The 15,608-nt window shown below is 71.9% G+C and carries 11 protein-coding genes and 1 pseudogene; 8 read left to right on the forward strand and 4 right to left on the reverse strand.

Annotated features, from left to right (window positions below):
* Positions 1-3 precede the first annotated feature (3 nt).
* Positions 4-564, reverse strand: a complete 561-nt coding sequence (locus WMF34_RS43065; protein ID WP_012241016.1) for a hypothetical protein — start codon at positions 562-564, stop codon at positions 4-6.
* A 342-nt stretch (positions 565-906) separates the two neighbouring features.
* On the opposite strand from WMF34_RS43065, the gene WMF34_RS43070 reads away from it, so the two are divergent.
* From WMF34_RS43070 to WMF34_RS43105, 8 genes are all read left to right on the forward strand, one after another.
* Positions 907-2,382, forward strand: a complete 1,476-nt coding sequence (locus WMF34_RS43070) for an MBOAT family O-acyltransferase (protein WP_012241017.1) — start codon at positions 907-909, stop codon at positions 2,380-2,382.
* Positions 2,383-2,691: 309 nt separating this feature from the next.
* Positions 2,692-3,033, forward strand: a complete 342-nt coding sequence (locus WMF34_RS43075; RefSeq protein ID WP_157907306.1) for a hypothetical protein — start codon at positions 2,692-2,694, stop codon at positions 3,031-3,033.
* Between the two features lie 124 nt (positions 3,034-3,157).
* Positions 3,158-3,565, forward strand: a complete 408-nt coding sequence (locus WMF34_RS43080) for a hypothetical protein (protein WP_437991456.1) — start codon at positions 3,158-3,160, stop codon at positions 3,563-3,565.
* Positions 3,566-3,593: 28 nt separating this feature from the next.
* Positions 3,594-4,286, forward strand: a complete 693-nt coding sequence (locus tag WMF34_RS43085; RefSeq protein WP_437991457.1) for a hypothetical protein — start codon at positions 3,594-3,596, stop codon at positions 4,284-4,286.
* A gap of 241 nt (positions 4,287-4,527) precedes the next feature.
* The gene (locus tag WMF34_RS43090; protein ID WP_044967171.1) at positions 4,528-5,628 is read left to right on the forward strand and encodes a tryptophan 2,3-dioxygenase family protein; all 1,101 of its coding nucleotides are present in this window, start codon (positions 4,528-4,530) and stop codon (positions 5,626-5,628) included.
* The gene (locus WMF34_RS43095) at positions 5,625-7,673 is read left to right on the forward strand and encodes a DCC1-like thiol-disulfide oxidoreductase family protein (RefSeq protein ID WP_012241022.1); all 2,049 of its coding nucleotides are present in this window, start codon (positions 5,625-5,627) and stop codon (positions 7,671-7,673) included. The genes WMF34_RS43090 and WMF34_RS43095 overlap by 4 nt, the downstream gene beginning before the upstream one ends.
* Positions 7,674-7,682: 9 nt before the next feature.
* Positions 7,683-9,926, forward strand: a complete 2,244-nt coding sequence (locus WMF34_RS43100; protein ID WP_437991458.1) for a hypothetical protein — start codon at positions 7,683-7,685, stop codon at positions 9,924-9,926.
* A gap of 775 nt (positions 9,927-10,701) precedes the next feature.
* Complete coding sequence (locus WMF34_RS43105; protein ID WP_012241024.1) at positions 10,702-11,661, forward strand: hypothetical protein; 960 nt, start codon at positions 10,702-10,704, stop codon at positions 11,659-11,661.
* A gap of 530 nt (positions 11,662-12,191) precedes the next feature.
* Here WMF34_RS43105 and WMF34_RS43110 read toward each other — a convergent pair.
* The 3 genes and pseudogenes from WMF34_RS43110 to WMF34_RS43120 all read right to left on the reverse strand — a co-directional run bounded on the left by WMF34_RS43110 (position 12,192) and on the right by WMF34_RS43120 (position 15,591).
* Positions 12,192-13,088, reverse strand: a complete 897-nt coding sequence (locus tag WMF34_RS43110; RefSeq protein ID WP_012241025.1) for a hypothetical protein — start codon at positions 13,086-13,088, stop codon at positions 12,192-12,194.
* A 545-nt stretch (positions 13,089-13,633) separates the two neighbouring features.
* Positions 13,634-14,017: pseudogene (locus tag WMF34_RS43115) on the reverse strand (hypothetical protein); the annotation flags it as partial.
* 563 nt (positions 14,018-14,580) lie between these two features.
* On the reverse strand, positions 14,581-15,591 hold the full coding sequence (locus WMF34_RS43120; RefSeq protein ID WP_012241027.1) for a hypothetical protein: 1,011 nt from the start codon (positions 15,589-15,591) through the stop codon (positions 14,581-14,583).
* Between the last annotated feature and the right edge of the window lie 17 nt (positions 15,592-15,608).

Below are 15,608 nucleotides of genomic sequence, written 5' to 3' on the forward strand. Positions count from 1 at the left end.
CGGCTACTTCTTCGCGCGCTTCTTCTCGGGCTCGACCTCGAGGTCGTCGTCGAGCTCGTCCGCCGCGGCGGAGGCGGCGATGCGCTTGTTGTTGCCCCCGGCCGCCGCCTTCACCGCCGGCTTCGCGCCCGGCTTCTCCTCGTCCGAGGGGTCGTTGTCGGCCTCGTAGAAGCCGCCGAGCAGCGCGGCGATCGCGGCGAGCGACGTGATCGCCAGGCCGCCGAACGTCCCGGTGCCCCCCGCGGCCTCGCCGAGCGACAGGTTCGCGCCCCCGAGCTCGCCGAGCGGCACCGGCACCGGCACCGTGAGCCACCTGCGCGCGGCGTACATCAGGCCAGCGCCGAGCAGCGCCCCGACGAAGGCCTTCATCCCCGCCTCGATCTTCGCGTCCTTCGCCCAGATGGGCTTGCCCGCGACCAGCCCCACGAGGACCCCGGCGAGCGCCGCGGCCAGGTAGGCGACGATCGCCATGGGCGCGGCGAAGCCGAGCTTCGCCAGCGCGAAGCCCAGCAGGCCCCCCACGATGAGCCCCTTCACAACCCCGAGGATCAGGCGACCCAGCATCGGATCCATCCTTGGCACGACGCGGGGCGCCGTTCAACATGGCGCAGCGCCATGGCGCCGTTGACCGTGGCGCCGCGTGGCAGCGTGGGGCCGCGTGGTCGTGTGTGGCCGCGTGGCCGTGTGTGGCCGCGTGGCCGTGTGTGGCCGCGCTTCCAGCGCTCCCCGCGCACGCGGTACAGTCGCGCCGTTCCGCGCCGCGGGGCACGGGGAGCGCGACCGCGCCGCGCTCCCCGTGGTAGACGGCCCCCCACCGCCCGGGTAGCCCGCTCCTCCTCGACAACGCGCTCGGCCCCGCCGCGCGCCGCGCCCCTCGCCGCACCCTGACCCGGGCTCCGACCGGCCGTGCTCTTCAATACCCTCCGTTACGCCGAGTTCTTCGCCGCCGTCTTCGTCGGATCGTGGGCGCTCGTGCGGTACGCCGGCGCCTGGCCGCGCCTCGTGTTCCTGCTGCTCGTGAGCTACGGGTTCTACGCGGCCTGGGACTGGCGCTACCTGCCGCTCATCTTCGCCTCGTCCACGGTCGACTTCCTGCTCGCCCGCGCGATCGCCCGCGAGGAGCGGCCCCGGGCGCGGCGCGCGATGCTCATCGCCACCGTGGCGCTGAACCTCGGGTTCCTGGGGTTCTTCAAGTACTGGAACTTCGCGCTCGAGAACGCCGCGGCGCTCCGCGCCTTGCTCACGGGCGAGCCGGCGAGCGTGGGCCACGCGTTCCGGGTGCTCCTGCCGCCGGTCGGCATCTCGTTCTTCACGTTCGAGTCGATGAGCTACGTCGTCGACGTGTACCGGCGCGAGCTCCCGCCCCACAAGAGCTACCTCCGCTACCTGCTCTTCGTCGCCTTCTTCCCGCACCTCGTCGCCGGGCCGATCGTCCGCCCGCGGGACCTGCTCCCGCAGTTCGAGCGCGCCCCGAGCCTCACCCTCGAGGAGGGCGGGGAGGGCCTGTTCCTCATCGCGATCGGCCTCGTGAAGAAGGTCGTCCTCTCCGACCAGCTCGCGCTCAACCTCGTCGATCGCGTGTTCGAGCGCCCGGAGAACTACTCGGCCCTGGAGGTCCTCGCGGGCGTCTACGGCTACGCCGCGCAGATCTACTGCGATTTCTCGGGCTACACCGACATCGCGATCGGCTCGGCGCTCCTGCTCGGCGTGCGGTTCCCGAAGAACTTCGACGCGCCGTACAAGGCGCACAACCTCGCCGATTTCTGGCGCCGCTGGCACATCTCGCTCTCCACCTGGCTCCGCGACTACCTGTACATCCCGCTCGGCGGCAACCGCGGCTCCGAGCTGGCGACGTACCGCAACCTGATGATCACGATGCTGCTCGGCGGCCTCTGGCACGGGGCATCGTGGAACTTCGTCTTCTGGGGCTTCCTCCACGGCCTCGGCCTCGCCGTGACGCGCGCCTTCCAGCGCGCCGTCCAGCGCCGGCGATCGGCCGGCGAGGGCGAGCGCGGCGGGGCGACCGCGAGCTCGCCCCTCTCCCGCGTCCCCCTCCGCGCGCTGTGCGTGCTGCTGACGTTCCACTACGTCTGCTTCGCGTGGATCTTCTTCCGCGTGCCGACGTTCTCGCAGGCCGTGCTCATCCTGCGGCAGATCGGCACGCTGACGACCTTCCACCCGAACCTCCCGCCCGTGCTCGTCGCGCTCCTCGGGGTCGCGCTCCTGTCCCATTACGTGCCGGAACGCCTCTACGAGCGCGCCCGCGGCGCCTTCATCGCGGCGCCTGCGCCGGTGCAGGGCGCGCTGCTGTTCCTCGTCGCGATCGGGCTCCACGAGGCGGCGAGCGCGGCCGCGGTGCCGTTCGTATACTTCCAGTTCTGAGAGCGGCGGTCACCCGCTTCGGATACGGGCCCATCTCGGCGTTTTCGGTGCTCAGCGCACTGGAGTGCGCTTCCGCGCCGAAAACGCCGATCTGGACCCGTCTCCTGTGCGGGTGACCGCCGCTCTGCGGCGCGTGTGCGGAGCGTGCGCGACGGGGCGGAGCGTGCGCGACGGGGCGGAGGGAGCGGGCGGGCCAGGCCGCGCGAGAGGCGGAGGGCGCCGGGATCGAGGGCGAGCGCGGTGGGCTCGCCGGCTCGCCGCGGTTTATTTCTCGGGATTTCGAGCCGAACGGTGCATTACGCTCCCGCCGTGCGCCCGCCCCCTCTCGCCACCCTCGCTCCCCTCTCCGCCTTTCTCGCCGGCGCGCTCTCGCTGGCGTGCAGCGTGTCCAACGTGCCAGCGAACGCGATGCCGATGGTCCGGGCGCGCGCCACCTCCGACCTCGACTGCGCCGACAAGGACGTCCGCATCGAGGAGCAGCTCGGCGGTCATTTCAAGGCCGTCGGCTGCGGTCGCAAGGCGTACTACCGGGCCGCCTGCGAGGCGCTCCGCTGCGTGGTGAGCGGCGAGGGCGAGGCGATGGTCCCGTGGCGAGATCGCCCGGATCCGGCCGAGGTCGATCGGCAGCGGGACCGGCTGCCGTTCGAGTAGGCCGGCGGACAGCGGCTTTTCTGGCCTTTTTCGGGCACGCGCGGCCGGGCCTGAGGTAGCCTGCGCCGTCCCGGGGATCTGCCGCGGGTTCGGCCATGGCCTACATCACCACCGAGAGCTGTACGTGACCGACACGGAGCAGGCCGACACCGACGCCCGGCCCGAGCCGGATCCGGGCTCGCCGCCGGACGCGCAGGCCGACGCCGAGCCGCAGCGCCCGCCGAAGATGCGCGGGAAGCGGCGCGACGAGAAGGCGGCGCCGCCCCCCGGCGACGCCGCGCCGGCGCGCCCTCGCGATCCCGAGATCGAGCGCCTCGAGGAGGCGTTCGAGCGCGGTGACTACGCGCTGGTCCGCGCTGAGGCGGGGCGGCTCGCGAAGGAGGCCGAGCGCGACGAGATCCGCCGCGCGGCGCGGGCGCTGCTGCGCCGGATCGACCCCGACCCGCTCGCCGTCGTCCTGCTCGTCGCGGCCATGGCGCTGCTCGCGTTCCTCGCGCTCTGGTACTGGTCCCACGGCCACGCGGCCCCGTGACGACCGTGACGACCGAGGAGGCAGCGCGGTGAACGCCGAGCTCGGACGTCCCTCAGGCCGCCTCCCCGCGCGGCGGCTCGCCGCGCTTGCGCTCGCGCTCGCGCTGATCGCCTGCGGGGGCGCCCCCGGCCCGGATCGGCCCGCGGCGTGGAACGCGGCGCCCGATGGGCAGCGGGGCGCCGCCTCGGGCACGCGGGCCGAGCGCTACTTCCCGCTCGTCGACGGGCACATCTACCACTACGCGACCCTGAGCGATGGCGGCGAGCAGGGCCTCCTCGTCGCGCGCGTGCACCGCGCGGACGCGCGCCGCGGCGAGCTCCGGTTCCCCTCGGGCGTGAAGCGCTTCGAGTTCACCGGCGAGGGCGTGATCCGCGGCGACACGGGCGTCTTCGTGCTCAAGGAGCCGATCGCGCCCGGGACCACCTGGACCGGCGAGCACGGCGGCCGCGCGCGGATCGCCGCGGTCGACGTGGCGATCGAGGTGCCCGCGGGGCGGTTCACGGGGTGCGTGCAGACCGTGGAGGAGCGCCTCGGCGACAGGCCCGCGCGCTACGTGTCGACGTTCTGCCCGGACGTCGGCGTGGTGGTGATCGAGGCCGCGGGCGGCGCGAGCCACGAGCGGGCCGAGCTCAAGAGCTACGCGCCGCCCGTCGACGTGGGACCCGACGGCGTGCGGCGCGCCCCGGCCGATCCGCCCCCCGGCGCCGCGAGCGCGCCCTGAGCGCGCAGCGCGCGCTCCGCGGTGGAGGCCGCCCGCGTGCGCCCCCCCACGCCGCGCGCGCTCGCCCGGCGGCGCATCCCGTTGCTTTTTGCGCAGGCGCGCAATCCGTGCGACCCGTGCCAGGCCCTTCCGTTTTCTGGGGGGCGGGAAGTAGACTCCCGGCGCCGCTCGTGGCGCGGGCGCACCGCTTGCTGCGAACACGCCGCGCGAACCCCGCGGCGCCTCTCGAATCACCAAGGACATGAATTACTGGGATTACATCCACGTCGAGGAGCTGCTCGCCCTCCAGGGTGGATTCGACGACGACGAGCAGAAGGTCGGCAACGACGAGGCCCTGTTCATCGTCGTCCATCAGATCTACGAGCTCTGGTTCAAGCTCATCCTCCGGGAGCTCACCTCGGCGCGCGAGCTCTTCCGCCAGAACCCCGTGCCCGATCAGAAGCTCGCCTCCGCGGCGCGCTCGTTCCGGCGGGTCGTCACCATCTTCGAGCAGGCGATCGAGCACTTCCGGGTCATGGAGACGCTCACGACCCGCGACTATCTCGATTTCCGCGATCGCCTCATCCCCGCGAGCGGCTTCCAGTCGGCGCAGCTGCGCGAGATCGAGCTCCTGCTGGGCCTCGACGACGCGCTCCGGATCCCGCTCGGCCGGGAGGGCAGCTACAAGGAGGCGCTCAAGACCGCGGACGGCGCGCCCTCGGCGGCCACGCGCCGGGTGGAGGCGAGGCTCGCGAGCGGGCCGAGCCTCAAGCACTTCCTGGACGAGTGGCTCTCGCGGACGCCGATCGACGGATCGAGCGAGCCGGAGGGCGTCGTGGGCTTCCTGCGCAGCTACACGCGCTCGATGCGCCAGGAGAACGAGCGCCGCGTCCAGATGGCGATCGACAAGGCGCTCACCCCGCCGGACGTCGAGCGGCTCCGCGCGCGCTACGAGGCGGAGAGCGCGGCCGCCGAGGCGTTCCTGCTCGCCGAGGACGATCCGGCGGCCGACGCGGCCACGCGCGAGAAGCGCCGGGCGGTCCGCGCGGCGATCGTCTTCATCGAGAGCTACCGCGAGCTGCCCCGGCTCGCGTGGCCGCGCGAGGTGCTCGACCGCATCCTGGAGATGGAGCAGGCCATGCTCATCTGGCGGCAGCGCCACGCGCGGATGGTCGAGCGGGTGATCGGCCGGCGCACCGGCACGGGCGGCTCCGCGGGCGTCGATTACCTCGACCAGACCGCGCTGCGCTACCGCGTCTTCGGCGATCTCTGGACGGTGCGCTCCCTTCTCTTGCGTAAGCCGAGCGTCCCTGAGATCGAGCACGCATCGGATTACGGATTCCGTGTCGAGGACTCTCCGTGAAATCACTTCGCGATCACTTCTTGCGTCTTGATGCCCGTTCGCTCGGGTTGTTTCGCATCACCTTCGGGCTGGTCCTTATCGCCGACCTCTTCGGGCGGTGGCGATGGGTGCGGGACTTCTACTCGAACGAGGGCGTCCTCCCGAACCACAACCACCTCTTCAACCTCCGGGGCAAACAGCAGGTCTTCAGCCTGTTCCACGCCATCTCGACGGAGGGAGAGGCCCACTTCGCCTTCTCGCTGGCGCTCGTCGTCTACGCCCTGTTCCTCATCGGCCACCGGACGCGCGTCTTCCATGTGCTCTCGCTGCTCGTGCTGGTGAGCCTGACGTCGAGGAACGTCCTGCTGGAGAACGCCGGCAACTACGCGGCGATCGCGATCCTCGCGCTCACGGCGTTTTTGCCGTGCGGGAGCCGCTTGTCGCTCGACAGCCTCCGCGCCTCGCTCGCGCTGCGGGACGAGAAGCGCGACACGGAGCTGAACGACAGGTCGAGGGCCTCGGAGGCCGAGATCGCGGCCGAGCGCCTGCCCGGGTGGTCGCCGACGTCGCTCGCCGCGCTGGCCGTGCTGCTGCAGCTCGCCCTCATCTACCTCTGTACGGCGCTCCAGCAGCGCGGCGAGGCGTGGCGCGACGGGACGGCGTTCTACTATGCGCTCCACGCCGAGCGCCTGGCGAGCGACGCGGGCGTCTGGCTCCGCGACGTCCTGCCGCTCGGCACGCTGCGCGGGCTCACGTTCGGCACGTGGGCCATGCAGCTCGCGATCCCGGCGCTGCTCTTCGTCCCGGCGCTCTTCCGCTGGACGCGCGGGGTCGCGGCCGCGCTGATGGTCCTGCACGGGCTGATCCTCGGGGTCTTCTTCGATCTCGGGCTGTTCGGCTGGGCGCTCGCCGCCGCGGCGCCGCTCGTGCTGCCCGGCGAGCTCTGGGACGCGTACGAGCGCTCCTGGAGCGAGGGGCGCGCGCGCACGCTCGTGTACGACGCCGATTGCGGCGTTTGCCTGCTGCTGGCGCGGCTGGTCAAGCGGCTCGATCTGCGCGAGCACCTGACGTTCCAGGGCAATGTGACGCTCGACGAGCTCTACGTCCGCAACCAGACGGGGGCCGAGGAGCGCGTGCCGATGCCGAAGGAGGTCACGCCGGAGCTCGTGGAGCGGACGGCGCTCGCGATCGACCGGAAGGGGCGCGTGTACACGCGGGGCGCCGCGGTGACCGAGGGGCTCCTGGCGTTGCCGCTCGGCTGGCTCGCCTGGCCGCTCAAGCTGCCGGGCATCTCGCACCTCCTGAACGCGCTCTACGACGTGGTCGCGGCCCGCAGGCACCGCATCAGCGAGCTCCTGGGGCGGCAGGCGTGCGGGGTCCCGCTGCCCGACGAGGGCGAGGCGGACGGCGGCGACGCGGGCCCTGCTCCGGACGTCCCTGCGCCGGCGGTGCGGACGGCGCGGCTCGCGCTGGGGTCGCTGCGGGAGGCGGCGGTGCTCGTGGTGCTCGCCGCGGTGCTGGCGCAGACGGCGAAGGAGAACCCGCTGCCCGGCGCGGCGGCCGTCCCGCAGGGGGCGGTGCTCGCGGGCGTGGCGTCGTGGCCGCGCATGCTGGCGAGGTGGAACGTGATGGCGCCCGAGCCGCCGCGGGACAACGCGCTGATGGTGATCGACGGCCAGACGCGCGCGTCGGAGCCGATCGATCCGCTGACCGGGGAGGAGCCGCGGCTCCAGCCCGCGGGGCATTCCGGGGCGCGGCTCGGCCAGCTCTGGTCCGATTACCTCGATCGCATCCGGCGGCCGGAGTGGTCCGATTACCAGCGGGCCTTCCGCGACTACCTCGCCAAGGGCGGGCCCCAGGCGTCCGGGAAGGGGCGCGAGGCGTCGCTGTCGGGCTTCGATGCGTACTGGGTCTCGGCGCCGATCCCCGCGCCGGGCGAGCCCGCGCCGAGCAGCTTCGAGCGGGACAAGCTGTTCTCGCACTCGCGGGGCGGCACGGGAAAGCTGGGCGAGCGGGGTCTACCCATCGCGCCGAGCGTCCTCCGGCACCACGGCAAGCCGAACTGAGGCGCTCGGATGGGTCGGCCTGACGAGGACCCGGGCGCCGCGGAACCCGACGCGGCGCTCGGAGGTGGCGCGGGCGCGCCGCGCGGTGAGGGCGAGCCGACAGGGGACGTTCCGCCCGGCGACGGCGAGCCGCCGGAGAGCGCGCCGCGCGGTGAGGGCGCGCCGACAGGGGACGTTCCGCCCGGCGACCGCGAGCCGCCGGAGAGCGTGCCGCGCGGTGAGGGCGCGCCGCCGGCGCCCGGGGGCGGGGCTCCGAGGCGTCCGGTCGAGGGGCGCCTCCGGCGCGCGGGGCGATGGATCAAGGAGCGTTACTGCACCATCGACGTGCGCACGCTCGGCCTGTTCAGGCTGGTGCTCGGCTTCCTCCTCTCGGCCGACTGCGTGCGCCACTGGGCCGAGGCGAGCTGGATCTACAGCAACGACGGGGTGCTCACCAACCACTATCACCTCTTCCACCCGAGCAGCGGATACAACTTCAGCCTGTATCACGCGTTCTCGTCGACGGGAGAGGTCCACGTCGCGTTCGCGCTCTCGCTCTTCTGCTTCCTCTGCTTCTTCGTCGGATGGAACACGCGGCTGTTCTCGATCCTGTCGTTCGTGCTCGTGGCGAGCAGGGACAACCGGATCGTGATGATCGAGAACGGCGGCTATGTCGTCGTGAACATCATCACCTGCTGGGCCATGTTCATGCCGACCGGCAGGCGCTTCTCCATCGACGCGCTGATCCGCTCGTTCCGCGAGCGGCGGGAGCGGACGGCCGCCGATCTCGCGGATCGGAGGCGCCCCGAGTGGGCCGAGCGGCCGTACGTCTCGGGGATCGTGCTCCTCGCGATCCTGAACCTGGCGACCATCTATTATTTCAACGTCGTCAACAAGTCGGGCCAGATCTGGCGTCGCGGCGAGACGGTGCACTACGTCTTGCACCTCGATCGCATGGTGACCGGGCTCGCCGTCCTCGCGCGGGAGCTCATCCCGTTCTGGGCGACGAAGGGGCTCACCTGGGGCGTGCTGGTGCTCGAGGCGCTGCTCATCACGTGGATCCTCTCGCCCTATGGCCGCCGCTTCACGCGGGCGCTCGCGATGGGGGGGATGTGGGCCCTGCACGGGACGTTCGGGGTGATGATGCGCCTCGGCCCGTTCTCGTGGTTCATGATCGCCTGGTCGTTCCTGCTGCCGACGGCGCAGCACTGGGACGCGCTCGCGCGCTGGTATCGCCGCCGCGCGGAGCCCCGGGTCGTCGTTTATGACGGCGATTCGCCGCTCGCGTTCGCGCTCATGCGGTTCTTTGTCCGGCTCGACGCGCTGGAGCTGCTCCGGTTCGAGGAGGCGCGCGCGGTCCCGGCGGGCGGCGCGGAGGCGGCCGGGGGAGGGGAGCCCCGGCCGGAGCTCTTCGAGGTGCGCGACGCGAGCGACCCGGCGGATGGACGGGTGTTCCGCGGTGCGGCGGCGCTGCGCGAGATCGTGCAGGCGCTCCCAGGAGGTCGCTTTGCCTGGCCGTTCGTCTGGGCGCTGGCCCTCGGCGCGCCGGGCGCGCTGCTCGGGGTCGTCTCGAGGCGGCGTGACGGGATCGCGCGGTATTTCGGGCTGGATCGGGCGCCGCGCGGGCGGGGGGCGGGCGGGGTGGAGAGCCCGTCGCCGCTCGCGGAGCGCTTCGCCCGCGGAAGGACGATCGCGCGGGAGGTGGTGATTGCGTACCTCGGCCTGTGCGCGGTGAGCCAGGCCATCAACGAGAACAAGAGCGTTCCGGCGTTCCTCAAGCACACTCAGCCGAAGTTCGTGCAGGCGACGATCGTGTATCCGCGCATCCTGCAGGGCTGGGGGATGTTCGCGCCGAACCCGATCACGGAGGACGGTTCGATCAGCGTGGACGCGATCACGGTCGACGGCCGGCATGTGGATCCGTTCACCGGGCTCCCGCCGGATCTGAACCTCTCCGACGCGCGGGGGCTGGGGCTCGGGCAGATCCGGCAGGACTATTTCAACCGGATCCGGCTCGATCGGAACAAGGCATTTCGCAAGCCGGGCCTCCAGGACTACCTGCTCAGGTATCATGAGCGGACCGGGCGGCCGGAGGACGAGATCGTGGCGTTCGATGTGTACTGGGTGCGAGATCAGTGCCCGAAGCCGGGGGAGCGCGCGCCGTACAAGAACGAGGCGATCCCGATCCTGTCGTACCGGAAGCCGGGGTATCGCCCGCGCCCGGGGCTGCCGGCGCTGCCGCCGCCGCTCAAGGAGGCGAGCGCGGAGAAGTAGGGGGGAGCGAGGGGAAGCCCCCCTCGGTGTTAACCAAGCTCGTTCCATCGCGCTCAGCGCACCAAGCCCGCCCCCAGCAGTCACCACGTCCACGTTCACGAGCACGTTGGTGACCGTTGGGGGGTGGAGGGGGGGCGGGCTTGGTGCGCTGAGCGCGACGGAACGAGCTGCGCGGTCCCGGCGGCCCTGCTGCGCGGCCTCGACGCCCTCCTGCGCGGCACCGGCAATCCTGCTGCGCAGCCACGGCGCCCTGCTGCGCAGTCACGGCGGCCCTGCTGCGCAGGCCCGGCGACCTTCCTGCGCGGCCTCGGCGCTCGCTTGCGCAGCTCCGGTGGCCCTGCTGCGCAGGCTCGGCGACCTTCCTGCGTGGCCTCGGCGCCCTCCTGCGCAGCCCGGGCGACCCTCCTGCGCACCCATTGGGGTGTCCTATCGTACGATCGGGTGACTCCTGCGCGGCCCTCGCGACCCTCCTGCGCACCCATTGGGGTGTCCTATCGTACGATCGCGTGGTTCCTGTGCTGCCCCAGCGCCCCTCTGCACGCCCGGTTGCTGCCCTGGGTCGTCATGGCTCGACGCCTGCGCATGGCCGTTGCCGCTGCTGCGCACCCTCGGTGTCCGCTTGCGCGGCGCCTCCGTCTCCTTGCGATCTTGCGACGAGAGCGTCGGTATCGTGCTCTCCTGTGACCCGAATCCTCGGCGCCGCCGATTTCCTCATTGAGCGACCGCGCCTCTGCTCGGAGGGGCGCTGACCTCGACAAGGAGACATCTCAACGCCATGGCACCGAAGGCACCCACCGCCGCTTCATCCAGGACCAAGAACGCCCAGAGCTCGCGCGCTTCGAGCGACGCTGGAGGCGCGCGCCGGCCGTCGGGCGGCGCGCCCGAGCTCACGCTGAGCGCCGAGCGAGAGGCCGAGCTGCTCCGAGAGGCCGAGTCGCTCGGCGATAATGCCTCCTTCTTTCCAGGCAAGCTCGCTCGGCGCGTCATCTGGTCGAGCCGCATTCAGCTCGCCGCCGAGCGCGACGCGGCGGATCTCGTGCGCACGCCGTTCGCCGAGGGCGAGCCCCCGCTCACGCGCGAGGAGATCGGCGGGCTTCGTGAGAAGATCGAGCTCCTGCGCGTCGTGCAATCGCGCTGGCAGGCGGCGCAGCAGCGCCAGGAGCGGGCCGCCGCGGCCTTCGTGAAGCCGGCCGCCGAGGCCGTCCAGATCAAGCAATCGCTGCTCCGCTTCTTCGATCTCCGCTTCAAGAAGAGCCCAGAAGGGCAAAAGCGGCTCATGGCGATCCGGGCGGGCAGCGGCGACGCGGATCTGGTCCAGGACGCCTCCGATCTCCTCTTGCTCTGCGCCGAGCACGCGGAGGCCGTCCACAAGGCGCCTCGCGGCGAGGGCGCCGCGGCGGACCGCCTCCGCGAGCTCTCGCCGGTGCTCGCGCGCATGCTCGCCGACAAGAAGCTCTCTCTCGAGGCGGTGCGCTCGCGCAAGCTCCGCGACGCCGCGTACACCCTCGTCGTGAACGCCGAGCGGAGGCTGCGCGCCGCCGCGGAGTACTGGTACGCGGGCACCGACAAGATGAAGGACTATGCGCCGTTCCCCGCCTCCCGCGGCGCCTACGGCGGAGGAGAAGAGGAGGGGGAGGAGGGCGGCGAGTCGGAGGAGGCCGAGCCGGCAGGCGGTGAGTCGGAGGAGGATGAGTCGGGAGACGGCGAGGCGGGCGATGACGGGGAATCGCCCTGAGCTCGGGGTTCACGGATCCCTGACGGACGACCCCGAGCCCGCCCGACCGGCGAGCGCTGGTCCCGGAGAGCTCCCGACAGCTGACTCACCTCTGGCGCCGTAGCTCTACTGCGGGAAGGCGGCCGGGGAAGCGAACCGCCAAGCCGCCAACGGCGCCAAGAGAACCGAGAATAGGGGGGGATGCCCGGACAGCCGCCTTTCCCCTCTCCCCTTGGCGTCCTTGGCGGCTTGGCGGTTTTTCTGCTGATCCGGGGCAACTTCCCGCAGTAGAGACAGTCGCCTCGCTCACCTGTCGGTGATCATCGCGTCCCGCGTCCGATCGATGAAGACCGCGGCCCCATGATCGCCAGCGTTCACCGTTCGCCGCCGGCACCCACGCCGATCTGGGCCACGCTCGCGTCCGTGGCTACCGCCACTGCCGCCGGCGCTCAAGGAGCGAGGGCGGAGAAGTCGGCTGGCGCCCGTCGGCCTGCCATCGTCTGCCAGGACAGAAGCAGCGCGCTTGTCCGCTCCAGGTGCGCGAGGCGCTCTCAGAAGTCGGTCGTGGCGAGGAGCTCCCTGGCGTCGCTGATCACGGCGGCACGGCGGATCCAGCGGTCCAGCTCGTCGAGGTCGGTGCTCGCGAGGACGCGTTCCCGCACCTCGGCGGGGACCTCCAGCCCGCGGGCCTCGAGGATGGCGAGCACGTCGTGCGCCTTGGCTTCGAGGATTCCCTCCTTCCGGCCTTCCTGCCGGCCCTTCGCCACGTAGCTGCGCGCGAACTCGCTCTGAAACTGGTAACCGCTCTTCATCATCGCCTCCAACTTCCGCCTCGCCGCTGCGTTCAGCGAGGATAGCACCAGATCCCCGTAGACGGCCCGGCGCTCCTCATCGAGCCCGGGTGCTGCCGCCAGAAAAGCCACGCCGATCGCCTCCGCCGCGTCGCTCTGTCCGTGCGCCATGGCCGAGAGCACGGCCACCTCGGGCGCCGCCTTCGCCTGCCCGGCGTCGGTGACGACCGGGACGCGCTGGGGCCCGAGCACCAGCGGCGTCAGCGTCCAGCCAGGGTGGCCGGTGTCGATCGGCCGCGCGCTCCAGCGCGCCATCGCCGCGTTGATCGTCACGACCAGCAGCCCGGTTGGGCAGCGGTGCCGGGCGCGCGTCTGGGTGACGTACACGGGCCAGACGTAGGGCTTGTCCGGGTCCACGCCGAGCTGGACCTCGACGACGATCGCCATCGCGGGCTGCTGCTGCTCGCCGACCAGCAGCACGACGACCACGTCCGCGCGGCGATCGGAGGGCACGATCTCGGTGAGGTCGGAGGACTCGACGCGCGCCTCCGTGAAGGTCGGAACCGGATGGCCGAGCGCGTCGTGCAGCATCTCGGCGGCGAGCGTCGGCCGGTTCTTGAACAGCTCGACCAGGGCTTCATGGGTCACTGAGGGCATGGAGTGGTCTCACGAGTGGTTGCAATCATGCTGGATTTGCGTGGCGCGCCAGGCTCATGCGGTCGATCCCGCAGGGGCCGAGCGGCACCCTCCCACTCATGAATTCCGGGCAGCTCCGTGAGGTCGTCACGCCGTGTGACCCATGGGTGCCCCGACGGTCATGGCACGGGGCTGAACGAGAGGGCCACCGGGTACACGAGCGGAATCAGGCCCTCGATGGTCGCCGACCCGGCTCCGAAGCCTCGGACGCGGTGTCCGGTGTGGCTCTTGCGTGGCTGGCCCTCCGATTCAGCTCCGGCCTGGACCCCCGGCGCCTTCACTCGGACGACATGGCGAGAGCGGTGTGTTCTCGTTCTGAAAAGCGAGACGAACCCGATCCTGTCGTACCGGAAGCCGGGGTATCGGCCGCGCCCGGGGCTGATGGCGTTGCCGCCGGTGCTCAGGGAAGCGAGCGCGGAGAAGTAGGGAGGGCAGGGGACACCCTGCATCGCCGCCCAGCGACAGGAGCAGCGCGCTCGTCTGCTCCTGAAGCCCGGGGCGTCGGTTCAGGAGCCCGTCGTGGCGAGGAGCTCCTGGGCGTCGCTGATCACGGCGGCACGGCGGATCCAGCGGTCCAGCTCGTCGAGGTCGGTGCTCGCGAGGACGCGTTCCCGCACCTCGGCGGGGACCTCCAGCCCGCGGGCCTCAAGGATGGCGAGCACGTCGTGCGCCTTGGCTTCGAGGATTCCCTCCTTCCGGCCTTCCTGCCGGCCCTTCGCCACGTAGCTGCGCGCGAACTCGCTCTGAAACTGGTAACCGCTCTTCATCATCGCCCCCAACTTCCGCCTCGCCGCTGCGTTCAGCGAGGATAGCACCAGGTCCCCGTGGACGGCTCGGCGCTCCTCATCGAGCCCGGGTGCTGCCGCCAGAAAAGCCACGCCGATCGCCTCCGCCGGGCGTGCTGCTCGCCACCGCCTGCACGCGCGCGCTTCCTGGCGCCCTCGGCGACGACATCCCGCGCGCGATCGGCGCGGTCGGCGCCGCCGCGCTGTGCGTGCGTTCTCCGCCGGCGGGCGCTTCGGCGCTGTGCGCACCGTCTCGCGCAGGCGACGCCGCACCCTCCTGCGCAGCGGGCGGGGTGGCAGGGACCGCCGCCGCCCCGTACCACGATTGCAGGTCGGGCGGCACCGGTGGCGGAGGCAGCGGTGAGCCCCCCGTCGGGGTCGCCTTCACAGCGACGTCGGTGTTTGAGGAAGGGCACCGGGTGGCGGTCATCGGCGCAGGGTCACGACCGCGATCGCCAGGGCCAGCCCGAGCGCGTGCGCGTGCGGATGCGGCGGCTCGGTGACGTCGGCCGCAGGGTACGGACCCGAGGTGATTGCCTCCACGCCGGGCCTGGGCGGTGTCATGCGTGTAGGCGCGACAAGACGATTCGCATCCTCACCTCGCACCACTCGCGGGGCATCCCGCGCTAACCACGCGCACATCATCCGATGACGATGACCGTCAAGTGTCAACGGATGGGAGCGTTGTCGACGTGGTCGATCCGCTCCCAGCGGCTGCCCTCGAGGCGCACGATGTCCTTCGAGCCGACGACCCAGAGCGCGCCGCCGACGCTGTCGACCGTGTGCGCGTCCTCGATCTCGGGCACGAGCCCGGTCGAGACTCGCCGGAGGCTGCCGCGCTCGTAGGTGAAGAGGCCGCGCGGATTGGCGCCGCTTGCCAGGTAGATCCGGCCGTCGTGCCTGGTGATCGACGTGAACATCTGGCGCCGGCCCGAGACCGCGACCGCGCGGAAACCTTCGCGCCGGTTGCCGCGGAGGAGCGTGCCTTCGCGCCCGCAGATCCAGATGCGCTTCTCGTCCTCGACGAAGATGCTCACCAGCGCCGCGGCCGTGACGGGCGGGAGAGCGGTGAACGTGGCGCCGTCCCAGACGAGGATCGTGCCGCGCGTCCCGGTGACGTAGATCTCGTCCTCGCGTGGACCGTCGACGCAGTAAAAGACCTTGTGCTCCGCGGCCGGCGAGCTCGGCGCGCGCAGGAGCGCCCGGGCCCGCTCCTCGGGATCTTGCAAGAGCGAGCGATCGAGGTGCTCCCAGCGGCCGGCGCCGAAGTCTCCGCCGACACGGCGATAGACCTGCCCCCCGTCGCCGCAGGCGTAGAGGTGGTCGCCGACGGGGCGGAGGCGCGCGAGGCGCCCCCAGCGCTCGGCGTCGGGCGAGGTGATGCCGGCGCCGGGGATCTTCTCGCGCGGGAACGGTGGCCGCACGAGCACGACGTCTCCCTCGGCGGAGAGAACGCAGAACGAGGTCGGCGCGCCGGGCGCGGGGGTGAAGCGGGCGATCGAGGTGACCGCGACCTGGAGGTCGTCGTAGAACCACTTCACCGGCCCCGCATCGCCGGCATCGTAACGGCAGAGCCGGGTGAACGGCGTGAAGGGCTCCTGGCCGTCTGGCACGCCGGCGACACAGAGGAAGTCCGCGGCAGCGGCCTTGGCGCGGGTGAAGGTGAGCGGCGTCGTCATGGTGATGTCTCCCTCGA

It is taken from the genome of Sorangium sp. So ce145, assembly GCF_051525985.1.
In the GTDB taxonomy this organism is placed as follows: domain Bacteria; phylum Myxococcota_A; class Polyangia; order Polyangiales; family Polyangiaceae; genus Sorangium; species Sorangium cellulosum_B.